We start from the raw sequence: 22,538 nt of genomic DNA, 5'->3' as shown, positions 1-22,538 counted from the left end.
AAAGAAAATTCCCTGAGGTTTGATTTATAAATGATAAAAAGGTAGCTGATCAAAGTCGAAGCTACATATTTCTTCTGTACTTTCCACCCACTTCAAACAAAGCATTGGTAATCTGTCCAAGAGAGCAGTATTTCACAGCATCCATCATCACTTCGAATAAGTTTTGCTGATTGATTGCGGCGTGTTGCAGGGTTTTCAAAGCGGCTTCCGATTTGTCTTCATTGGATTTCTGGAAGTTGTGAAGCATTTCAATCTGGAATTGCTTTTCTTCCTCTGTTGAACGGATAACTTCTCCCGGACGAACCGTTGGCGAACCGTCTTTACCTAAGAACGTGTTCACTCCGATAATCGGATATTCTCCGGTATGCTTCAGCCATTCGTAATGCATCGATTCTTCCTGAATTTTTGAACGTTGGTACATCGTTTCCATTGCACCCAAAACGCCACCTCTTTCCGTGATTCTGTCGAATTCCGCGTAAACGGCTTCTTCCACCAAATCCGTCAATTCTTCAATAATAAATGAACCTTGAAGCGGATTTTCATTTTTCGCCAATCCTAACTCTTTATTGATAATCAACTGAATTGCCATCGCTCTTCTTACCGATTGCTCAGTAGGAGTTGTAATTGCCTCGTCATAAGCATTGGTGTGCAATGAATTACAGTTGTCGTAAATTGCATACAACGCCTGTAAAGTGGTTCTGATATCGTTGAAATCAATTTCCTGAGCGTGAAGCGAACGTCCCGAAGTCTGGATGTGGTATTTCAACATCTGGCTTCTTTCGTCGGCTCCATATTTTAGTTTCATCGCTTTTGCCCAGATTCTTCTTGCCACACGTCCGATTACTGAATATTCAGGGTCAATTCCGTTGGAGAAGAAGAACGATAAGTTCGGTGCAAAATCGTTGATGTCCATTCCTCTTGAAAGATAATATTCAACATAGGTGAAACCATTTGCCAATGTAAATGCCAACTGAGAAACCGGATTGGCTCCTGCTTCCGCAATGTGATATCCTGAAATGGAAACAGAGTAGAAGTTTCTTACTTTTTCTTTGATGAAATATTCCTGAACATCGCCCATTAATCTCAAAGCAAATTCAGTAGAGAAAATACACGTATTCTGCGCCTGATCTTCCTTTAAAATATCTGCCTGAACAGTTCCACGAACGGTTGCGATTGTTTTAGCTTTAATTTCAGCATACACATCAGCCGGAATGACCTCGTCTCCTGTAATTCCCAGTAGTTTTAAACCTAAACCGTTATTGGAAGGAGGCAATTCTCCGTTGTATTTTGGTCTTTCTAAACCTTTATCGTCGAATTTTGCTTTTAAAACTTCCTCAACTTTTGCCTCAAGCTTATGCTCAATAATATATTTCTCCACATTCTGATCGATGGCTGCATTCATAAAGAAAGCCAACAACATCGGTGCAGGTCCGTTAATTGTCATTGAAACCGAAGTTAATGCATTTACCAGATCAAATCCTGAATATAGTTTTTTAGCATCGTCCAAAGTGGCAATAGAAACGCCCGCATTTCCGATTTTACCATAAATATCCGGCGGTAAAGCAGGGTCCTGTCCGTAAAGAGTTACCGAGTCGAAAGCCGTAGATAAACGTTTTGCAGGCATTTCCGCAGAAACGTAGTGGAATCTTCTGTTGGTTCTTTCAGGACCTCCTTCTCCGGCAAACATTCTTGTAGGATCTTCCCCGGTTCTTTTAAAAGGATAAATTCCCGCAGTATAAGGGAAACTTCCCGGAAGATTTTCCTGTCCTTTCCATTTAATCAGATCGCCCCAGTCGTTGTATTTCGGTAAAGAAATTTTCGGAATTCTTAGGTGGGATAAAGATTCTGTTGAGGTTTCCACTTTAATTTCTTTTCCTCTTACGAAATAGGAATAAAATTCAGCTTTGAAAGCCTCTTTCGTATCATCCCATGTTTTAAGGAAGTCGATGTTTTCCTGTTGAAGTTCTTTTTCAGCTTTCTGATATTCAGCATCTAAAGTTTCATTGGAAAGGAAATTTTTAACCCCTTCAATATGATACATTTTTCTTGCCAGTTCAGCCTGTTTTTCAACATTCGCATCGTACTGTCTGTTGTTTTCAACAATTTCAGAGAGATAACGTACTCTTTTAGGAGGAATAATGGTTACTTCGTCTGTAATTTCCTGTTCAACAAACGATTGTAAATTTAAATCAGTAAATTTTTCATTGACTTTTGCAACCAGTCTGTTGTATAATTCTGTTGTTCCATGATCATTGAACTGAGATGCTTTTGTCGCATACATAAGCATTTCATCCAATGGCTGTTCCCACAGCAAATGGTTTCTCTGGAACTGTTTTCTTACGGCTTGAAGGGCATCAAGAGCGCCACGTTTGTCAGATTTATTTAAAGCAACCAAATCTGCGTAATCCAGCATATCGATTTTCTCCAACTGTGTGGAAGCTCCGTATTCCGGAGTCATTACATACATTGAAACATCTGCAAAATCAGATACTTCCGAGCCGGATTGTCCGATACCTGAAGTTTCCAGAATGATAACATCGGGATGAGCCAGTTTCAGCACATTTAATGCAGAATGAATGAATGGAGAAACTGAAACGTTGTTTTCTCTGGTTGCCATTGAGCGCATATACACTCTTGGATCATTGATCGCGTTCATACGGATTCTGTCTCCCAAAAGTGCACCTCCCGTTTTCTTTTTAGAAGGGTCGATCGAAATGATCGCAATTTTTTTATCAGTATTGGAACGTAGGAAACGTCTTACCAATTCGTCTGTTAAGGATGATTTTCCGGCTCCTCCGGTTCCTGTGATCCCGATAATCGGAATATGTAAGTCTTTTGATTTTTCGTCAATGGCTTTTACTAATTCCGGTTTTTCTTCCGAGAAGTTTTCAACGGCAGAAATGATTTTAGCAATGCTTGTAGAATTTTCAAAACTGATTGAATCCAGATCTTTTACATCAATATCTTTTCCTGTTGCGAAATCTGATTTCTGAACCAAATCGTCGATCATTCCCTGCAAACCAAGTTCACGGCCATCATCCGGAGAATAAATTCTATCAATTCCGTAAGACATGATATCTTCGATTTCTTCGGGCAGAATAACACCGCCTCCGCCACCGAAAATTTTGATCTGCGGAGAGTTTTTCTCTCTTAAAAGGTCATAGATATATTTGAAATATTCGTTGTGACCACCCTGATAAGAGGTTAATGCAATGGCATTTGCATCTTCCTGAATCGCAGTATTTACTACTTCTTCTGCCGATTTGTCGTGTCCAAGGTGGATAACTTCGCATCCTGTTCCCTGAATCACACGGCGCATAATATTAATTGCAGCATCATGACCGTCGAATAGCGACGCAGCCGTCACGATTCTGACTTTATTTTTTGGAGTATATTTTTGGGTTTCCATAAAAGATTTAGAAAATTTCTGAATTTTTCAAAGATAAAAAAATTGATCAGAGGAGCTCACATAAATGCAGATTTATTTGATCGCAGTAAAATGATAAAGAGAAGATAGGCGTTTTTAAACTTCGTATCAAGGTACTTTACATTAAAAAGGAGGAAATATACTCCCTCCCTCTTGCTGATTTTTTTAATAGTATATAGTATCTGTGTTCTTTTAAAATAAGAATAATCGCTTTTAAATTGTTAAAATTATCCACTTATTGAGTCATAGTTCCGGTTTTCAGTGAAATTCGTTGATATTTATATTTTTGTGTCATCAATTTTGCACTACATTTATTGCTCAACGATTGTAAGAGTGTTATATGAAGAATCATTAATCAGATTAACTCCGATTCCGGGGTTCAAGTCTACCCAAGCCAAAGGATAAAGTCTTTGTCCAGCTGTTAAATGTACAGTAACGGTACAGTTGCTGCCGACAAGCGTAGAAATAACAGTTCCACTTGAATTGCGGCTGTTTGCAGGAAAATTGTTGGCACATTTCAGGCGGTTTAGGATAGTTGTCGCATCACTTCTTACTTCCCATATAGCTTCAATTTGGTTAGGATCGTCAAATGTTGTATTTTGAAAAGCCTGAACCAATGTATTGGCTGCAAAAGTAAAAGTTGCCAGATAATTTCCTGTCCGAGGTGCAGTAAAATATCCTCCCGTAGGATTTGTTTCCCCGGCGCCGTTTGATCCTGCTGTAAAATTATTATTAGAATCATAAATTTTATTCCATCCGAAATAATAAGACGTTCTGTGAGGAATATTCGGTGTATCTGTTTTATTTGCAATAACTACAGATTTGTTAGAGTTTGTGGTACTTTCTATGTTTACCCACTCTAAGCCGTTGCTGTATTGCAGTATAGTTCCGTTGTACCGCAAAGCGCCTTCTTTGGCTGCGTCTGCGGTAAGAGTAGTATTGCCGATGCCTATGGCGCTGTTGTTTCCTGCTGTAGTCCTTACATCCAGTTTTACTTTTGGCGAACTGTTTCCTATACCGATGTAGCCTTCTGTACCTGCTGAATTTGATATGATAAAGTCGTCCACAACAGTGGTGCTTGTAGGAGCTGCGTTGAGATTATTTTTTGAAGCATCAACATGAAATATTCCTACAGGTACAGAAGTGTCAATACCCAACTGAGCGGAGATATCTTGAAATGCAAAAATAATGAGGAGTAAGAGATATTTTTTTTTCATTTTTCATTTTTTTTTAAATTCCGAAAATCGTTAATGTTGTTTTTGCCGGGTCGGAAGCAATAATTTTGTTTCCGCCGGTAACATTTTTTACCTGCACATTTACTGTGTCGTTTTGTTTCAGGTTAAAAATGGCGGTACACGCTCCTGAAGCAGAAATATTGCTGTTGGAACTTCCAGGATAAGAAGAAACACATTTAAAAGTCTGTATATTATTATTGGTTCTGTTGCTGGTAATGATAGCTTCTACGTATGCATTGGTTCCTAAAGTCGCTGTCTGAAATTCGAAATTGAAAGTAACCAGATATCGCCCGTCTTTATTTGCTGAAAAGATGCCTGTGGCGGGATTAAAACTCTCCGTTAAATCTTTGTTCTCAGACCAGTTTACCACGGTTGAAGTAGTATTGTCATTAACAGACTGGCTGGAAACCTTACCCGCAAGGACAAATGCATTGGGGGTTACTACGGGCAATACAATCCATGTTGTTCCATCAGAATATTCTAGATTGGTTCCGTTGTATCGAACTGCGCCTGAGCCCGCATTTGCGGCGGTTTGGGAAGTGTTTCCGACAGCAATGGCATTATTGTCTCCTTTTGAGCGTACATCAACCCGCGTTACAGGGTTTTTGGTTCCTATTCCCAGAAATCCGTTTTCGTTAATTACTACATCATCATAATAATAACTTGCATCAGCTGACGGAATTTGAGGATTATTTTTTTTGGCATCTACGTGTAAAACATTTTCGGGATTTGACGTACCTATTCCTACATTTTGTGCGGAGATCTTGCCAAATAGTAAAAATCCTATCAGTATAATATATTTCATCATTATTGTTCGGTTATCGTTAAATGGTTAAAACCCTGCTCTGGATTGGAGAGATCGTTTACTGCGGTGGAGGAGGGAAGTCTCATGCTTAGATTTCCGTTATAAGTAGTCTGTCTTATGGTTGCATAAACTTTTTCGTTGGTAGTAAGAGGTATTGCGCCTACACAGGATCCTCCTATCTGCGACTGACGGGCATAAGTAACACCGGAATTATCACCGTAAGAGGCTAAACTGCGGACACATCTTTTTTCGACAGAGGTAGCTCCGGTTTCTGTGATTTTTACAAAATCAACTTCTATGACACCTCCTTTCAATACCCAATATCTCACCATATCGTAAGTGAATGTCAAAAGGTATATTCCGTTACGGGGTGCCGTAAACTCTCCGGATGACGGATCGAATGCATTTTTGTTATCTGTAAATTCTTCAAATTGGGTAACCTTTTTCTCCGTATTGTAAGGAAACTGATATTGTGCCTGAAAGGCAGCTGCACGGATTCTCGCTACCACATTTGTTTTTTCGATATCAGGCGTTTTTAGCTGAAACCATGCCGTTCCGTCGGAATATTGAATTACCCCTCCGTTTACAGGGGCATAGCGTACAGCATAAGCGGAGACTTGTGTTGCTGTTTGTGTGGTATTTCCTATGGCTAAAGAATTGTTGCTTCCTGCAGAACGCAGATCCAATTTTACGAGCGGAGTAATTGTTCCGGCTCCTACATTTCCTTTTGAATCTATCGTGAAGTCATTTGCAGTCTGGATATTGTTAGGAATTCCTGTTGCAGGATTGTCCCTGTTTCCGTCTACGTGAAATTTTTTTTGAGGATTACTGGTATTAATACCTACCTGAGAATTACACAGCTGAAAAAATAACAGTATTGTTATTAAAAGAAACTTACATTTTTTCATTCTATTATCTTATGTTTTTTGCAAAGTTATTATTAGGATAATGGTTTGCATTAATGTAACTTACGGCATATTTGCAAATTGCGGAATTTTGCAAAAGTATAATTTGCATCTTACTTGTAGGATACAGAATTTTACAAACAAAAACACGTATGAAAAAGTCCAAAAAACAAATAGCTTTTGTCATAAAGTGTATTTGGTGTTTAGTTTTTATGGGTTTCCATTATGGGAAAGCTCAAAAACAAATCCATTTTGAAGATGAGTACAATCGTTTGAAACAGTTGGCTCAGAGTGATATTCATTCTGCTTTAAAACAGACCGGCCAATTAATTCTTAACGCCCGGAATTCAGGAGAGCAAAAGTTTGTTGTAAAAGGGTTATACCTTAAAAGTTTTGCTTATCTGCTGAATGGAGATCCGGAAAGCTGTTTTGAGAATGCACAAGAATCTCTGGAACTTGCAGAGAGCATAAACTATAAAGAAGGGCAGGCTCTCGCCTACAGAATGTTAGGAACTCAGTATGCAAAAATGGAGGCTTCTGATCTTGCGATGCAGAACTTTGAACACGGGCTGAATATTTTAAAAAAATTGAGGTCTCAGGAGTCTTATGAGGTAAGAGGATTGATTCTTAATTCAAAACTGATTGTTTTGGGAGATGGTAAGGAACCGCAGCTTACAAAAGAGAAACTTGCTGTTTCGTTGCAAGTTGTAGAAGAATTCCGACATATTGAAGATCCGGAGCTTCGTAATAACCAACTGGTTTCGGCATATACTAATATCGGATACAATTATGCTGATCTGAAAAATCCGGATTCGGCAAATGTCTATTTTCAACGGGCACTGAGTCTTGTAAAGCCGGATAATTTTTATCTTCAGGCTGCCATTAATCATGATATTGGCTATCTGCATATGGGAGCCAAAGATTATCAGAAAGCCATTATGTATTTTAAAAAAGCGTTGGCTATTCTGCCGGATAATAATGATTTTGTAAATAAAAAGATAGAAATTCTAAAAAACCTTTCTCAAACCTATTCTGAAAACGGAGATCAGTCAAATTTTATTAAATACTCCCAAGAGCTTAAAAAACTTTCGGCAGTTTCAAATAAAAAAAACTTTCATAGTCTGGAAAAATCACTTCAGGAAAAGAACAAAACAATTGAGGATCAGAATACAGAAGTTTCCGTGTATTCAGGATTGCTTATTTCTTTAATCATCATCATGATATTGCTTACCGTTTTTTATCTTTACAGATCGAAAGAAAATCAAAAGAAGTATGAGGAACTGAGAAAGAAAATAAGTATAGGAAACACAGATAATAAGTCTTCAAACCTAAAGGATTCTCTTCAGGAAACATCTGCAAGTGCTTCAGGGAAAGAAATTTCTCCGGAAACTGCTGTTAAAAGCGGACTCATGGTTTCAGAAAAAACAACCGAACGCTTGCGCCTCGCTTTGCAGGATTTTGAAAGCGGAACTTTGTTTCTTGAAAAAAACTTTACTTCAGCAAAACTTGCTTCTCTGCTCGATATCAGTTCCCGAACGATTTCTGATTTTATAAAAGCTGAAAAAAATATGAATTTCAATTGGTATATTAACGATCTGCGTGTCAGGCATTTCATTCAAAAATTAGACAGTGAAAGTGAATTTCGTAAATTTAAACTTACATATATTGCAGATTATTTGGGATATTCGTCATTGGGAGCGTTCTCTAATTCGTTTAAACAAATTACAGGAATCGGACCTTCTTATTATATGAAAAATCGTAATAAAGAATTAGAATTTTAAAAAAAATTATGAAAAAAGCAATGTTATACTTCATGCTCGGAACTGTTCTGAGTTTTTTAATCAATTATTTGTTTTACAGTTCGGAAAACATCGGACTCGATATTTATTATGCTTTTGCTTTTGGCTTCGCATGGGGAATTGCTTATTATTTAGATACCCCGGATTTTACTCTGCCTCAGAAATTAGGATTATCTTTTGTTGCCATGGGAATCTTAGTTCTTGCGGGAACTTTAATTTTTAATCTGGAACTGGCTATCCCTTCCGTTCTGAAATTTTCGACGGTTTTTGTGGCGTATTATTTAATTGCAAGCTTCAGAACAAACAAAACATTGCGCAATTAATGCATCGTCATAAAACTTACATACATTAATATAAGGAACATGCAGACAAGTCCGAATAAATTCACAATAAATAAAAGGATTCCTTTTACCACGCTTATGCTCCGTGCGTTTTCGTAAACTCTGTGATGCGCAACGAAGAAATACACAAGCATATAAATGATTGCCGCAGAATAAAGCGAAAAACTGAAGGTGTTGAAGATCGTATTATCCGGAAGCAGTGAAGTGAGTTCTGAGACCGTTATGATGATCAGGATTCCTAAAAGCAGAAAGGAAAAATAGTGAAGCGTAAAAATTCCGTGATCAAAATACCACCATTTCTTCTTATTGTGGAAAAGCCAAAGTAGAAAGGCGAAAATCGGCAGGTAAATAAATAGTGCTTTCGGAAGAGTGTGAACAATATTATCAGCAAATTTTTCAAAAATCTGGTCTTTTTTCAGCCCCTGTTCCTGAAAATGAAATATTTTTTCTGCATAAGGTTTTAAAAATGCGAATGTAGCTTTTTTATCCTTGCTTTTTAGGCTTAAAGAATCATACTGTTTTAGGGTAGTAGCTCCCAAAATGCTCATTTTTCCGTCTGCTGTTTCTCCAAAAGTACCCACTTCAGGATCGTTTCTGTCCTTCGGGGCAACAGTTTTCATCTCTTTTTCCGTTTCAGGATGAGATATATTTTCTTTTATCAGTTGATCTTTTTGGAGTGAATGTTTCAGACTGTCTGTGAATCTTGCAATCTTTTCGTCCTGTTCTTTTTCTTTTAAAATCTGTTCTTTCTTTTCATGGTCTGAAAGTTCCTCTTCCGAACTTGAAAATAAAGTAGGGAGGAAAAAAGTAATAAAACTGATAAAAATATACAGTTTTACAGGAGCCACATACATTTGTCTCTTTCCGGCAAGATATTCCTTAGTTAATCTCCCGGGACGAATGAGTAAATATTTTATTGTTTTCCAGAATTGTCCGTCATAATGCGTGAAATCTTCAATGAAATGAGTGAAAAGATAATGGAACGGCTGTTTGGGCTCCGTGTTTTCCTGTCCGCAATGAGGGCAGAATCTTTCTTCAACAAGGTGTCCGCAGTTAAGACACGTTTTATCTTCTCTAATTTTTCCGTGGCTCATGATATAGATATGGATTTCAGCAAATATAATTATTTAAAGAAATTAAATAATCATATTGATATGTTTTTGAGGATAATATTAAATTTAATTAATAATTACCCTTAAAATTTATTCGATTTTTAAATGGTTTTCGAATTTATACATGAATTTTTTAAATGGTTATTTCCTTGTTTTTTGATTGGTTTCTGTACGATTAAGTCTTTCAGATACTTAGGCTTAAACACATAATCAACAGATTAAACGAAATATGTTTTTGCATTCTAAAAATAATTTGTACCTTTGCACACCCTTTTAGGGGAAAATTATGTTTAATCTTTAACTAAAACGTGTGAATACATTAAGTTACAAAACTGTTTCAGCGAACAAAGCTACTGCTAATAAAGAATGGGTTGTGGTAGACGCTGAAGGACAACCGTTGGGAAGACTAGCTTCTACGGTTGCAAAGATTTTGAGAGGTAAGCACAAAACGAACTACACACCTCACGTAGATTGTGGTGATAACGTAATCGTTTTGAACGCTGGGAAAGTAACTCTTTCCGGAAACAAGTGGAACGACAAGACTTATATCTGGCATACAGGTTATCCTGGAGGACAGAAGTCTATGACTGCGGCTGAACTTCAAAAGAAAGATTCTTTAAAAGTATTGGAAAAATCAGTAAAAGGGATGTTGCCTAAAAACAGACTTGGAGCTGCGATCCTTAAGAATCTTTACTTATATGAAGGAACTGAGCACAAACATGAAGCTCAACAGCCTAAAACAATTAATGTTAACGAATTTAAATAATTAATATGTCTACAGTTCACAAAATCGGAAGAAGAAAAACTTCTGTAGCAAGAGTTTATGTAAAGCCAGGAACTGGTAACATTACAGTAAACGGTAAAGACGCTAAAGAATACTTCTCTACAGATGTAATGGTTTACAAATTAAACCAACCATTTATCCTTTCTGAAACTGTTGGTCAGTATGACGTTACCGTAAACGTATTCGGTGGTGGAAATACAGGTCAGGCAGAAGCTATCAGATTAGGTATTTCAAGAGCTTTATGCGAAATCAACGCTGAGTTCAGATTAGCATTGAAGCCTGCTGGTTTACTTACAAGAGACGCAAGAATGGTGGAAAGAAAGAAGCCAGGTCAGAAAAAAGCAAGAAAGAGATTCCAATTCTCAAAACGTTAAGATTTGCTGTTGGCGAATGGCTTATGGTTGTTTGCTACAGAAATGTATTAATTTTTATTTAAACTTAATCTCGGCGAAAAGCCAATTGCCACAAGCAAAAAGCAAAACGCCAATTGCCCGTTACGTTTAGCATCCAAACGCTTCTCCCATCTAAAGAAGTTGTTGATTGTTTAAAAGACGGAAAGTAAACTAACAAAAACAAAAAACATGGCAAAAGCAAATGTAAAAGACCTTCTAGAGGCTGGTGTACACTTCGGTCACATGACTAGAAAGTGGAATCCAAATATGGCTCCATACATTTTTATGGAGAAAAATGGTATTCACATTGTAGACTTACATAAAACAGCTGTTAAATTGGATGAAGCTTGTAACGCTTTAGAAAAATTAACTTCTGCAGGTAAAAAAGTTCTTTTCGTAGCTACTAAGAAGCAGGCGAAAGAAGTGGTTGCAAAACACGCTTCTGAACTTAATATGCCTTATATTACAGAAAGATGGCCGGGTGGTATGTTAACAAACTTTGTTACTATCAGAAAGGCTGTTAAGAAAATGAACTCTATCGACAAAATGAAAAAAGATGGAACGTTCGAAACTTTATCTAAAAAAGAAAGATTACAGGTAGACAGACAAAGAGCTAACCTTGAGAAGAACTTAGGTTCTATCGCTGACATGGTGAGACTTCCATCTGCTGTATTCGTAGTAGATATCATGAGAGAACACATCGCGGTAACTGAAGCTAAGAAATTAGGTATTCCGGTTTTCGGTATTGTTGATACCAACTCTGACCCAAGAAAAGTAGACTTCGTTATCCCAGGAAACGATGATGCTTCTAAATCTATCGATATGATTCTTAGCGTAGTTTCTGAATCTATCAAAGAAGGTCAGTCTCAGAGAAAAGCTGATAAAGAAAAATCTAAAGAAGAAGGAGAAGTAGTATCTGCTGATAAAGATGCTGACTTTGATGCTGAATAATTAAAGATTTTCTTTACTATAGAAAAATCGCCGAATCAAAGATTCGGCGATTTTTTGTTTATATCTTATTAAGGGCAAACAAGCATTCCTGGAAAATTTGGATTATCTACACCTATTCTGCAAACACCAGAACAGCATATTTCAGTTTCTTCATTACAACCGTCACTACATTTTCTGTAACCACCTTTAATTGTTCTCAATTCTTTTCTTGAAACTTTTTTCAAATTTTTCATAGTTTTTTAATTTGTAATTTTCCTACTCTGTATGCTTTTCGGATTCCGCAATGATTTTATTCAAATGTAATAAATTACTTAATATATCACTTATTTTTGATAAAATATTTTTTCTTAGTTGGAAAGCGTTACATTATAAGACGAACTGATAAACTTTGTTTTCTGGTATACCGAATTGCAAACCATTCCCGAAATATTATAATTCTGATTTTTCGGAACCATTGCCGAGCCAATTTTATTGGCACCAATAGGGATTTTCTTAAAATAATTATTTCCGCTAATCGTAAGAACCATATTGCAGCGGGAATTATTCTCAACAGTAATTGATGTATTCGGGCTGTCTTCAGAGCCGTTTAAAAGATCCGTTAAAACTGCCGCCGTTTCAGATTTGTACGTTTTTAGTAAAGTCTGATATTCTAATTCTGTTTGATTGGCAGTAAAGGTTCTGTTACCTGCGTTTGAATTTGTCTTAAGATTTTTTACAGAACCGCTGGTTGTCCTGTAATGAGTAGTCTCACAACTGTTTAAGACAATGATGATCATAACAGCAAAAGGAAAAAGCTTTTTCATAACAAAATTTTCTTGGTGTAAATTTAAAACTTTTACTTACTCGCCCGTCGTAATTTATTTTCCAGTCTGAACAGGATTATTAATGGTTAAAAAAATACTTTTCTTAATTTCTTTCTGTGAGGAATATAAAACATCACAGACGTGGCTCGTTAAAGTATAACTTCCTTTATTAATTACGATAGAATTTTCTCCTTTCGCCGGTACTGCAAGATTATAGAAATCTTTTCCCTGAATTCTTAAAACGATATTACAGTCAGAATTATTTTTAAACAAAAGAATAACTTCTTTGCTGCTGATATCTTCATTAAACATCGCATTAAGCAGTTTTACTGTTTTGTCTTTATGTTCAGCGGGTGTAGAAGCAATCAGGCGTTTAAATTCCTCCGTTTCCGAGGCATTAGAATTCTTCATTAGGTTGGAAGAAATTTCGGAAATAACAGGTCTTGCTTCCATCGGTTTAGCATCCTTTTTTCCTTTTGTCCACTCCGAGTTCTTTAAGGCGATCACCTTGGATTTTAATACGCTTCTTTTCGGATCATCCGGATGCGCTGTTTTCAGGAATTCTTCTATTTCACTGATATTTTTGCTTTCTAAAATATTCTGGGATTTATTTTGTACCTGAGCCGTGTTACAGCATACAAGAATTTCCGTCGAAATAATCAACATTAATTTTTTCATAACTTATCTTTATAATTTTGTGTTTGTACGTGAAAATGCAAGGGTGTAGAATATTACAGCCTTTAATTGTTTATGTGAATTTTATCACTTAAAAAACTACCGATAAGTTAAATTTGTAAAGAGTCTGGAAATACTGAATTTTTTTTCATGATGTGTTTTGTTGTTTAGTTAATTCTGAATTTAATATACGTTATTGTTTTTCCTTTAGCAGAAAAAAGCTCCTCATAGTACGTTTTAATATCCCTTAAATGCGGAGTATTCGGATCATATTCTAAAGCTCCGTAAATATCGTGGTGTGCGGTAATGATTTCATAACCTGCCCCTTGCAAAAATCCTAAAGTATAGCCGTGAAGAAATTCAGAATCTGTTTTCAGGTGAATAATTCCTCCGGGTTTTAAGAATTTCTTATATCTTTCTAAAAAGTCAGGATGCGTTAATCGGTGTTTTGTACGCTTGTATTTAATTTGCGGATCCGGAAATGTAATCCAGATTTCATCCACTTCATTTTCTCCGAAAAAATAATCAACGAGTTCAATCTGGGTTCTCAGAAAAGCCACATTCTTCATGTCGTTTTCTACAGCTTCCTTGGCTCCGAACCAGAATCTTGCCCCTTTAATATCAATTCCGATAAAATTTTTCTCAGGGAATGTTTTTGCAAGACCTACCGAATATTCTCCCTTTCCGCAGCCTAATTCTAAAACAATAGGATTGTCGTTTTTAAAGAAATCTGTTCTCCATTTTCCTTTAAGATCGAAACCATTTAAAGCATCTTCCCGCGTTGGCTGAATAACGTTTGGTAATATCTTGTTTTCTGCGAATCTTGCTAATTTATTTTTACCCATGTGACATTTATAAAATCCTGCAAAAATAACTAATTTTAAGCAAATGCTTCATTTTTAAACCTGAAAATAACAGCTAACTGCGTTATTTTCTCATAGAACTTCCCAATGCAACCATGATGGGTTTCTGGATGGTTTTCTGTGAGGCGTACTGAGCTCCGCAGACAATACTCGTAAAAAGATAATCACCTTTCTGTACCACAATCGAATTGTCGCCGTGCGAAGGAACAGGAAGCCTGTACTTCGTAGTTCCGATTCCTTCTATTCGTACAATAATATTACAGTCCGATTTATTTTCGATCATCACAATACATTCTTTCGCATTGGGGTCGTTATCGAAAAGAGAGTTAAGGATTTTTACCGTTTTGTTTTTATGTTCCGTCGGATTTTCCGCCATCAGCATATTAAATTCAGAAGCTTCTGCATCAGGAATGGCAGCAACAGGTTTAGTGTTTGCAGATGTTGCTGAAGCAGCAGCAGGAGTAGCAGGAGCAATGTATGCGTTTTTAGGATTGCTTGGTGTGTACACTACCGCAGATTGCCCCACCTGCAGTTCTTTCTGATATTTTGCAATCTGTTTCTGCTTGATGAGGGCATTCATCTCGTCAAAAGATATTTTGGTAGAAGGTCTTCGCTTCAGCATAGCAAGCCAGTCCTGCATCTGTTTTACTTTCTGGTCACCGGGTTGGGCATTTTTTATGTATTCCTTCATCATTTCCATTACGCGGGGTTTAAGCACAGATCTTCGCGGATCATCGGGATGAGCATCTCTCAGGAAAGCATTAATTTCGTAAATATTTTTACTTTTTAAAATTTCACTGTAATCTTTCCCTTTCGACTGAGCGGAAAGAGTGATGCACAGAATCATACTAAAAAATATAAATAACTTTTTCATTCACTGGTATTAAAGTGTAAAAGTAAAATATTTTCTCGTTTAATTGATTTATTTTTAAGGCATTAGTATCCAAAATTGCAGCGAAAATTACACCAACTGTAATGAACAATCAATTTTTTCTAAATTTAAAAATTATTTTAAGTAAAACAAAAAAATGTACATCCCAGTTGGAAATGTACATTTTTTTTATTTGTATAATGAGAAATTTTATTTCAGAACATCCTGAAGGTGAGAATTCCTTAATCTTCTCTGGTAAATCGGAAGATATTTTTCTATAGGGATTTTTACAGCTTCAAAGTTTCCGGCGAGAACATAAGGTTCGATATTTTCTGAAGTATAGACAAACTGCAGGAAGTTATCAATTAAGTTTTCAGGAATTTTGAATCTTGTAAAATAATCTTTTCCCAAATAATTTTTAATCTGCGTTACAGAATTATTCATTTTTTCGTAGGCTACATAGCGCTGCTTTTTCTTTCTTTCTCCGGATAAAATATCATAAATACTTTCGAGGCTGAAGGTAAGTCCGCCATCGCGAAGACCTGCAACAGGAAGCTGCGGCGGAGTTCCGTCTCCTTTAGGTTCCGGAAGGCCGATTACTTTTTTAATGGCTAAAGCCTTATCTTCTTTTCTGATTGAATTTACATCATAACGTAAGTTTCCGGTAGGCTTAAACCTGCTGATGATGACTTCCTGAATATCGTGATACGCCACTTTCAGCTCAACCAGATTTTTCTGATCCATCATCTGGGGCGTCAGCTTAATATCTTTTCGCTCTGTAATAATCGACGTGAAACGGATCACATCTCCCGGATTGGCAGAGATAGAAAAATCACCATTATAATCACTTAAAACAGTTTTCAGGGTATTAAGATTCGTAACATACATCTGGTTCAGATACAAAACAGAATTATCTTTTAGAAAAACTTCTCCGGAGTATGTTTGTGCGTTAATTTTTGCCAGAAAAACCAACAGCAGCAGAGTAAATAGCTTCTTCATATAATACCGCAAAATTACGCAGAAAACCAACAAACTATACCTATTTTAGTAGTGAAAACAGGTTAAAGTTATATTAAACTTTGATTCGGAATTGTTAATGAATGTTATAAGGATGCATTTAAATATAAAATGTGTGAAAATTTTTAATGATTTTTCATCCCGATTAATAATTCTTTACCAAAAGCCAACTCGTATATTTTACAGTAGTTGTGCCACCGAACTCCGTCCAGCTGATGAAATACCAGTACGTTGCTGTATTTACGAGTCTTCCTCCGACTCTTCCGTCCCAGGTAAATCTGTTGGAAGGCGCTCCTTGAAATACTTCCGCTCCATATCGGTCAAAAATTCTGAAAACAATGTTGTCATTATTCATTAATTCAGAATAATTTATAGCATCATTATAGCCATCAAGATTAGGCGTAATTGTATTGATAAGATTAATAATAACAAATGGTCTGGTCACTTCCTCGCACTGATTAGTGTCCCGAATGTGGATAATATGATTTCCCCTCGGAACATTCATGAAAACATTTGAACTCTGCCAGTTTACGCCATCCAGAGAATATTCGTAAGGCGGAGTGCCACCGCTTGCTCCGATCGTTACTGTACTTCCGTTTATTTCAATCATCGTGATAACCGGAAGAGAAGATTCTGTAACGGTTACATTTTGTCTGTAGGTACAGCCTTCTGCGGTAAGATCTACCCAATAATTTCCGGGGGCAACATTTCCGATTGAAGAGGTGGTTGCTCCGGTACTCCATAGATAACTGTCGAATCCCGGTCCTGCATCTAAAGTCGTCAGTGTTTTAGGGCAAACTACTTTATCTTTCAGAATAAGTGACGATTTCGGAGTTTTTATCGTAACAGTAATTGAAGCAATATTAGGACAGACTCCGGATTTCTCAAATCTTATAAAAACCGTTTGGGTTCCCGATAAATTCATTGGGTTTGCAATCTGCGCCGTGTTGTTCTGTGCATCCAGAAGCGTAGGGTGAAAAGTCACGGTAACAGAAGGATCTGTTGTAAACTGACTGATATAAGGCATCAGATCAATCACTTTTGTACCGTCCAGATTATCATCACACATGGTGATGGCGTGTGTGGTTTTAATTAAAGAAATTTTATTTCCGATAACAAAAACAAGCGGCTTTACAATAGGAGGACAACCGTCCGGAGAATCTACTCTTATATAAATTGTAGTGGTGGTTGTGTAAGACCAGTTATTCGGTAAAGTATTTGCGTTTCCGGCATTGGCATCTGCTAAGTTAGCGTAATATCTTACATTCGTAAAATAAGTCGGATTGTTTAAAACAAGAGGGGTGATGTTAGGCAGAATTACATTCACCACGCCGTCCAGATTATCATCACAAAAAGTTCCGGTATAATTATTAAGAACGTTGGCAAAAGGATAAAGATTAAGCGTAATCTGGGCAATGGCTTTACATCCAAGTGTATTTTTTACCACGGCATACACAATGGTTCCGTTTGTTGCGGTATAAGAAGTCGTATTGGTAATTGCGGTTCCCGGAGTTTCGTTCTGGGCATCCAACAGATTCGTATAATAGGTAATGGTTACCGGAGAATTAGTGGTAACATTGGCTGTTGTTAAATTAAATATTCCCTGTCCCGATCCGTTATCACAGACTTTTAATGTTGCATTATTCACCGTTAAAACCTGAATATTAATGGTAACGGTTACAGTTTCGCAGTCAGGAAAATCCGGGTTGTTTCCGCAGAATGTATACGTGAAAGTGTCTGTTCCTGCAGTTCCGGGATTCGTAACGGTGTAAGTAATGACTCCTGTCGTTGCATTTACGGTTGCCGTTCCCAAAGTCGGAGCCGTAAGCACTGCGACTGTAGAAGGAACCGGAGTCTGGATAGAACTGGTAAATGCAGGAGTAATTGTTTTTGTGGTACAGACATCATAGGTCGCGGTAGACAGTTTTGTACAGTTCTGTACCTTGTACTGTGCCGTGATTAAAGGAGCACAGCTTCCCATTGTTACTGAGCAGGTGTAATAACCGGACTGAGTCGGTGAGTAAGAAGCTCCTGTAGCTCCCGGAATTAAAACTCCGCCGACGTACCATTGATAGGTGTCATAAATTACAGGATCTACCGTAAGTATTATTCCCGGAGCGCAGTCTCCACCGGATTTTAAAATTACAGGCTGTGTAGGAAATCCTGCGAAAAAACCGCCATATCCTACTGCGTCACTTCCTGCGTTGATTCCCGCTGTTATCGCTTTAGATGAAACAACGGTTACCGTTCCTGCAGTATTCGGAATTCCGTAAGTTACCCAGTTAAGAGTTCCCGTCATATTGAAAGGACCTGTTGAAATAGGAGGGGTAATTCCGTTTACGGTAACTACTGCGCCTCTTTCTGTGATGAGATTTAATTTCGTGGGAACATTTAAAATACCATTGGGATTCCCGTTGGAATACACAAAGTTTTCATCAATTAATCCAAGTTCGTTAATCTGTTTCGGTAAGTAACAGTTCAATGCAGGAATAAAATTGAATCCACCGGTTGCCACTTCGTTCCCTGCGGTACTTGCACCTGCAAGAACCTGATAAATATAGACGTTTTTGGTTGTTTTGATGTATAGATTATAATGTCCGCTTCCCTGAAGCTGATATTTGGAGTCCGGAATCATGAAATACTGCCCCGTATTTAAAGTGGCAACAGGAACGACTTCATTATTTACACGGATTTCCGTATTGTCTTCGGTGGCAATTACCAAAGCACCTTCCATATTCGAACCGATGCTTCCGTTGCCTTTTACCAAAGCAAATTCATTTCCTAATCTGTCCACCGGAACCGCCTGATCCATTAAAATATCCGAACTTGAAGGAAAATTGCCTGCATATTGCCCGTTGAAATTTCCGTTCGTAACATTGATGTTTTTGTTGGCTGTAATTTTGGCTCCGATAAATCCGTCAAAATTTCCCGCATTATTTCCGATTCCGTCGATGATGTAGGATTGCCCTTTATTTAAATTAAACGTAATGGTAGGATTGGTTGCTCCCGTTGTTCCGTTGGAAAACTGTACAGTGGGTTTATATCCTGTTATGGTAACGGTGGTATTGTCTTCAGTTGCCAGAACACTCGTCATAAAATTCAGGATAGAATTACTTACAGAGAGGGGAGCATTGGCTGCGTAAAAAGTTTTTCCGGTGGAAGGAATTCCTTTAGATGTAATAATTTCAGCGTGATTAAACACTGAAAATCTTAAGTTGGCGTAAAAGGGAAATTCTGCTTTTACATAAAGTCCTTTAGTTGTCGTCGTAAAAAGATCTGTCTGCAGTGACGTAATAATATAATCTCTTAAGATATCAACTTTTTGAGGATTTCCTTTGCTGATCGTTACCGTAGCAATTAAAGTGTTGTTGTTATAAATTTCTACCGGAAAAGGCGAAGTACGGTTAGTAGAAAGATACAGTTTCTGATTGGGATTTGAATTTCCTGTACGGTCTACCATCGGCGCAAACCAGTGTTCTCTATCCAATTGTGCAAAAGTAGAGGTGAAAAACAGAAGTAAAAACAGAAAAGATAGAATTTTCTTCATTCAGATATTGCCTTTAACACAAATTTAATAATAAAAAGCATTCTAAGCTTAAAAAAATAAAAAAAACCATGATATCAAAATCATGGTTTTCAGAGTATTATTTAAAGAGATATTTAAAATTAATTTCTGTTTTTCACTAAGATCCATCCGGAATATTTAATAGGGGTCTGTTTACCGTTTGGCTCATTCCAGCTTACATCATACCAGTAGTTTCCTGTAGGTACTTTTTTGCCGCCGACTGCGCCGTCCCATTTGTATCCGTTTTCTTTATTTCCCTCATGCATTTTTGTGCCGTATCTGTCGTAAATATTGAATACAAGATTTTTCTTGTTTCCTAACGCAGAATAATCAATTACATCATTTACGCCATCTCCGTTCGGAGTAATTACGTTAATAAGATTCGGTACGGTAACTTCTACCTGCATTGGATTACAGTTGTAAGAATCTTTTACATAGAATGTATTATTTCCTCTCGGAACATTGGTAAATACATTAGAATCCTGCCAGTGAATATTATCAATGGAGTATTGATAAGGAGCTGTTCCTCCCAATACATGTACCGTAACGGTATTGTTTGAAATATCAATATTTGAAATAACAGGCTGTTCTGAAGCATAGACTTTTACTGTCTGTCTTGTTACACAATTTCCAGTTTTCAGATCTACCCAGTAAGTTCCTGTAGTAACGTTACTGATCGACTGTGTTGTTGCACCTGTACTCCATAAATACGCTGTAAATCCTGGACCGGCATCTAAAGTTGTTTTATTTTCAATACAGATAATCTTCTCCTGTAAAACACTCGAATACACCGGTGGAAGAACAATTAAAGTAACTTTTGCTATTCTGAAACATCCGTTTGCATTGCTTACTTTCACGAAAACCACTCCGTTTGGTGCTATATAGTTTACCGGATTGATGATTTCATTGGTTCCGAGCTGTGCATCCGTTAAAGAAGGATAATATTTTTTTGTAATTCCTGTAGTGGTAGATACAAGAGCCGTTGTAAGGTCAAATAATGCCGTAGCAGGATTAGCCGGAATAAAACATGATCTCAGTGTTGCGTCTGTTACTGTAGGACTTGCAGAAACGGTAAACGTTAAAGTTACCTGCTCACAATCCGTAAAATCAGGATCGTTTCCACAGAATTTATAAACCATAGTATCTGTACCTGTAAAACCGAAATTTGGAGTATAAATGATTACGCCGTTCGGATCAATAACTGCAGAACCGTTTGCAGGAGGTGTAACAATCGTTACTGTACTCGGAACATAGGTCTGGGTAGAATTTGTAAAAGACGGAACCACAGCCTGAAAACCTTCACAAACCGTAAGCGCTTTTGTAGACTGCTGAAGGCAGGTGTAGACTTTATAAACAGGAGTTATTGCAGGAACACAAGATCCTACTGTAATTCTTACCGTATAATTTCCTGCTACTGTCGGAGTATAACTGTTTGAATTGGCTCCCGGAATAGGGTTTCCGTTCAGATACCACTGATACGTTTCATAGCTGTCGTCAACCTCAAGAACAATTCCCGGAATACAGTCTCCGGTTTGTTTTGTAATTAAAGGAATGGAAGAGAATCCTGCAAAATATCCTCCATAACCTGCCGTGCTGTATCCTCCATTCACTCCTGCTGTTACCGCTTTGGTGGAGGTTACCGTTACGTTTCCTGTAATTCCTGTAATGGCATAAGTTACCCAGTTGGTATTTCCGGTTAAAGGATAAGGTCCCTGAGCGGCAGTAGGAGTTGCTCCGTTTACGGTAACTGCTGCTCCTGCTTCTGTCAGAATATTAAGCTTTAGGGTTACCCCCGAAACACTTGGCATTTCGTTGATCTTTCCGATCTCATCGATTTTTCTTGGAAGGAAACAGTTCAAAGGCGGAATATAGTTGTATCCTCCGGTATTATTTTCTGTTCCTACTCCTACTAACTGATATAAATATACATTTTTAGAGGTTGAAATAAACATATTGAAATGTCCGCTTGCTCCTCCCTGCTGAATATAATTGGTTTCATTAATTCTATACCATTCCCCTGCATTAATCGTTGCAATGGGAGCGGTGGCGCCGTTGATGAAAATCTGGGTATTGTCTTCTGTGGCAATAACAATTCCACCTTCCATATTTTCGGCAGGAGCGGTAGATCTTGTTTTTACCATGGCAAATGTATTCCCCAGTCTTTCCGCCGGAACCGACTGATCCATAATTAAATCTGAACCACTTGAACTTAAAGCACCGAAGTTACCGTTGGAACTTCCGTTGGTTAATGTGATGGGCTTATCAGAAACAATTTTGGCTCCGATAAATCCTGTAAGGTTTGCTGCGGTGCCATTATTTCCGGCCATAATGTAAGACTTTCCTTTATTCAGGGTAAAAGTGTGGGTATTGGTACCGGAAGGAGTTCCTCCTAAAAAGACCAATCCTGACGTATTCCATGTAACCGTAACCTGTGTATTGTCTTCCGTAGCCAAAATCCCTGCTGTAAAATTATTGGAAGTTCCCGTTCCTGCATTGGTATTGGGCGGATTGGCTACGAAGAATAATTTCCCGATTCCTGCTTTACCTTTGGATGTGATGATCTCACCGTGCGAAGGTTGTGCAGATCTCAATGTGCAGTAAAAAGGCTTGTCTCCCTTCAGGTAAAGACCTTTTGTAATAATCTGTAACGCCTCCGAAGTGGTGGTTGCGCTAATAAGATTGGCAGAAACGGTATACGATTGAGGATTTCCTTTGCTGATGGTAACGGTGGTAAGCAAAGTATTATTATTATAAATTTTTACATCAAAAGGAGTGGTAGAGTCTGTTGAAAGATATAACGCATTGGTATATCCTGTGGTGGATGCATAATAAGGCGCGATCCAGTGCTCTGTATCCCTCTGTGCAAAAAGAGTACTCATGCCGAAAAGCATCAGTACAAAAGACAGTAGAATTTTATTCATAAGTTGTTGAATTAGGATTCATGCAAAAATAATGGAATTTTCTAATACATATTCAAATTATGTTTTAAATAT

General features: G+C 37.5%; 18 protein-coding genes. 5 read left to right on the top strand and 13 right to left on the bottom strand.

Going from position 1 to position 22,538, the window contains the following annotated elements; all coding sequences use genetic code 11:
* Positions 1–61 precede the first annotated feature (61 nt).
* The 4 genes from PFY09_RS10810 to PFY09_RS10795 form a co-directional block, all read right to left on the bottom strand.
* Entirely contained in the window at positions 62–3,409 is a 3,348-nt protein-coding gene (locus tag PFY09_RS10810; RefSeq protein WP_271159703.1) for a methylmalonyl-CoA mutase family protein, read from the bottom strand.
* A gap of 329 nt (positions 3,410–3,738) precedes the next feature.
* On the bottom strand, positions 3,739–4,644 hold the full coding sequence (locus PFY09_RS10805; protein WP_271159702.1) for a hypothetical protein: 906 nt from the start codon (positions 4,642–4,644) through the stop codon (positions 3,739–3,741).
* 13 nt (positions 4,645–4,657) lie between these two features.
* Entirely contained in the window at positions 4,658–5,470 is an 813-nt protein-coding gene (locus tag PFY09_RS10800) for a hypothetical protein (protein ID WP_271159701.1), read from the bottom strand.
* Entirely contained in the window at positions 5,470–6,375 is a 906-nt protein-coding gene (locus PFY09_RS10795) for a C1q-like domain-containing protein (protein WP_271159700.1), read from the bottom strand. The genes PFY09_RS10800 and PFY09_RS10795 overlap by 1 nt, the downstream gene beginning before the upstream one ends.
* Before the next feature lie 149 nt (positions 6,376–6,524).
* Here PFY09_RS10795 and PFY09_RS10790 point away from each other — a divergent pair, with 149 nt between their 5' ends.
* Together PFY09_RS10790 and PFY09_RS10785 are read left to right on the top strand one after the other, a co-directional pair.
* Complete coding sequence (locus PFY09_RS10790) at positions 6,525–8,153, top strand: helix-turn-helix domain-containing protein (RefSeq protein WP_271159699.1); 1,629 nt, start codon at positions 6,525–6,527, stop codon at positions 8,151–8,153.
* Positions 8,154–8,161: 8 nt separating this feature from the next.
* Positions 8,162–8,494, top strand: a complete 333-nt coding sequence (locus tag PFY09_RS10785) for a hypothetical protein (protein WP_271159698.1) — start codon at positions 8,162–8,164, stop codon at positions 8,492–8,494.
* Here PFY09_RS10785 and PFY09_RS10780 read toward each other — a convergent pair.
* Positions 8,491–9,606, bottom strand: a complete 1,116-nt coding sequence (locus PFY09_RS10780; protein ID WP_271159697.1) for a DUF3667 domain-containing protein — start codon at positions 9,604–9,606, stop codon at positions 8,491–8,493. The two genes, PFY09_RS10785 and PFY09_RS10780, sit on opposite strands and share 4 nt — an antisense overlap.
* Positions 9,607–9,934: 328 nt before the next feature.
* Between PFY09_RS10780 and rplM the strand changes: the two genes are divergently transcribed.
* The 3 genes from rplM to rpsB all read left to right on the top strand — a co-directional run bounded on the left by rplM (position 9,935) and on the right by rpsB (position 11,751).
* A complete protein-coding gene (gene rplM, locus PFY09_RS10775) occupies positions 9,935–10,390 on the top strand; it encodes a 50S ribosomal protein L13 (protein ID WP_027381190.1) in 456 nt (151 codons plus the stop codon).
* Positions 10,391–10,395: 5 nt separating this feature from the next.
* Positions 10,396–10,782 (top strand): 30S ribosomal protein S9, encoded by a 387-nt coding sequence (gene rpsI / locus PFY09_RS10770; protein WP_072883409.1) that lies wholly within the window; start codon positions 10,396–10,398, stop codon positions 10,780–10,782.
* Positions 10,783–10,989: 207 nt separating this feature from the next.
* A complete protein-coding gene (rpsB, locus tag PFY09_RS10765; RefSeq protein ID WP_076396348.1) occupies positions 10,990–11,751 on the top strand; it encodes a 30S ribosomal protein S2 in 762 nt (253 codons plus the stop codon).
* A 68-nt stretch (positions 11,752–11,819) separates the two neighbouring features.
* Here the strand turns inward: rpsB and PFY09_RS10760 are convergent, their stop codons facing one another.
* The 8 genes from PFY09_RS10760 to PFY09_RS10725 form a co-directional block, all read right to left on the bottom strand.
* On the bottom strand, positions 11,820–11,984 hold the full coding sequence (locus PFY09_RS10760) for a bacteriocin-like protein (protein WP_165762947.1): 165 nt from the start codon (positions 11,982–11,984) through the stop codon (positions 11,820–11,822).
* A gap of 114 nt (positions 11,985–12,098) precedes the next feature.
* A complete protein-coding gene (locus PFY09_RS10755) occupies positions 12,099–12,554 on the bottom strand; it encodes a DUF6759 domain-containing protein (RefSeq protein ID WP_271159696.1) in 456 nt (151 codons plus the stop codon).
* A gap of 54 nt (positions 12,555–12,608) precedes the next feature.
* On the bottom strand, positions 12,609–13,232 hold the full coding sequence (locus tag PFY09_RS10750) for a DUF6759 domain-containing protein (RefSeq protein WP_271159695.1): 624 nt from the start codon (positions 13,230–13,232) through the stop codon (positions 12,609–12,611).
* Between the two features lie 164 nt (positions 13,233–13,396).
* Complete coding sequence (trmB, locus tag PFY09_RS10745; protein WP_076396342.1) at positions 13,397–14,074, bottom strand: tRNA (guanosine(46)-N7)-methyltransferase TrmB; 678 nt, start codon at positions 14,072–14,074, stop codon at positions 13,397–13,399.
* Between the two features lie 82 nt (positions 14,075–14,156).
* Positions 14,157–14,966: a DUF6759 domain-containing protein gene (locus PFY09_RS10740; protein ID WP_271159694.1), complete on the bottom strand. Its 810-nt coding sequence runs from the start codon at positions 14,964–14,966 to the stop codon at positions 14,157–14,159.
* 207 nt (positions 14,967–15,173) lie between these two features.
* Entirely contained in the window at positions 15,174–15,962 is a 789-nt protein-coding gene (locus PFY09_RS10735; RefSeq protein WP_271159693.1) for a hypothetical protein, read from the bottom strand.
* Between the two features lie 163 nt (positions 15,963–16,125).
* The gene (locus PFY09_RS10730; RefSeq protein WP_271159692.1) at positions 16,126–19,527 is read right to left on the bottom strand and encodes a T9SS type B sorting domain-containing protein; all 3,402 of its coding nucleotides are present in this window, start codon (positions 19,525–19,527) and stop codon (positions 16,126–16,128) included.
* Between the two features lie 119 nt (positions 19,528–19,646).
* Positions 19,647–22,466 (bottom strand): T9SS type B sorting domain-containing protein, encoded by a 2,820-nt coding sequence (locus PFY09_RS10725; RefSeq protein WP_271159691.1) that lies wholly within the window; start codon positions 22,464–22,466, stop codon positions 19,647–19,649.
* Positions 22,467–22,538 lie beyond the last annotated feature (72 nt).

The organism is Chryseobacterium gambrini (genome assembly GCF_027920505.1).
In the GTDB taxonomy this organism is placed as follows: domain Bacteria; phylum Bacteroidota; class Bacteroidia; order Flavobacteriales; family Weeksellaceae; genus Chryseobacterium; species Chryseobacterium gambrini.
Note: the sequence above shows the minus strand (reverse complement) of the source record. Positions and strands in the feature narration are given on the sequence as shown.

Bases quoted from the DNA above. Each gene is read 5' to 3' on its own strand.
- PFY09_RS10785 (WP_271159698.1), top strand. From the start codon at position 8,162: ATGAAAAAAGCAATGTTATACTTCATGCTCGGAACTGTTCTGAGTTTT.
- PFY09_RS10735 (WP_271159693.1), bottom strand. From the start codon at position 15,962: ATGAAGAAGCTATTTACTCTGCTGCTGTTGGTTTTTCTGGCAAAAATT.
- PFY09_RS10780 (WP_271159697.1), bottom strand. From the start codon at position 9,606: ATGAGCCACGGAAAAATTAGAGAAGATAAAACGTGTCTTAACTGCGGA.
- PFY09_RS10730 (WP_271159692.1), bottom strand. From the start codon at position 19,527: ATGAAGAAAATTCTATCTTTTCTGTTTTTACTTCTGTTTTTCACCTCT.
- PFY09_RS10795 (WP_271159700.1), bottom strand. From the start codon at position 6,375: ATGAAAAAATGTAAGTTTCTTTTAATAACAATACTGTTATTTTTTCAG.
- PFY09_RS10750 (WP_271159695.1), bottom strand. From the start codon at position 13,232: ATGAAAAAATTAATGTTGATTATTTCGACGGAAATTCTTGTATGCTGT.
- PFY09_RS10740 (WP_271159694.1), bottom strand. From the start codon at position 14,966: ATGAAAAAGTTATTTATATTTTTTAGTATGATTCTGTGCATCACTCTT.
- rpsI (WP_072883409.1), top strand. From the start codon at position 10,396: ATGTCTACAGTTCACAAAATCGGAAGAAGAAAAACTTCTGTAGCAAGA.
- PFY09_RS10800 (WP_271159701.1), bottom strand. From the start codon at position 5,470: ATGATGAAATATATTATACTGATAGGATTTTTACTATTTGGCAAGATC.
- PFY09_RS10805 (WP_271159702.1), bottom strand. From the start codon at position 4,644: ATGAAAAAAAAATATCTCTTACTCCTCATTATTTTTGCATTTCAAGAT.
- PFY09_RS10760 (WP_165762947.1), bottom strand. From the start codon at position 11,984: ATGAAAAATTTGAAAAAAGTTTCAAGAAAAGAATTGAGAACAATTAAA.
- PFY09_RS10790 (WP_271159699.1), top strand. From the start codon at position 6,525: ATGAAAAAGTCCAAAAAACAAATAGCTTTTGTCATAAAGTGTATTTGG.
- PFY09_RS10725 (WP_271159691.1), bottom strand. From the start codon at position 22,466: ATGAATAAAATTCTACTGTCTTTTGTACTGATGCTTTTCGGCATGAGT.
- PFY09_RS10810 (WP_271159703.1), bottom strand. From the start codon at position 3,409: ATGGAAACCCAAAAATATACTCCAAAAAATAAAGTCAGAATCGTGACG.
- trmB (WP_076396342.1), bottom strand. From the start codon at position 14,074: ATGGGTAAAAATAAATTAGCAAGATTCGCAGAAAACAAGATATTACCA.
- rpsB (WP_076396348.1), top strand. From the start codon at position 10,990: ATGGCAAAAGCAAATGTAAAAGACCTTCTAGAGGCTGGTGTACACTTC.
- PFY09_RS10755 (WP_271159696.1), bottom strand. From the start codon at position 12,554: ATGAAAAAGCTTTTTCCTTTTGCTGTTATGATCATCATTGTCTTAAAC.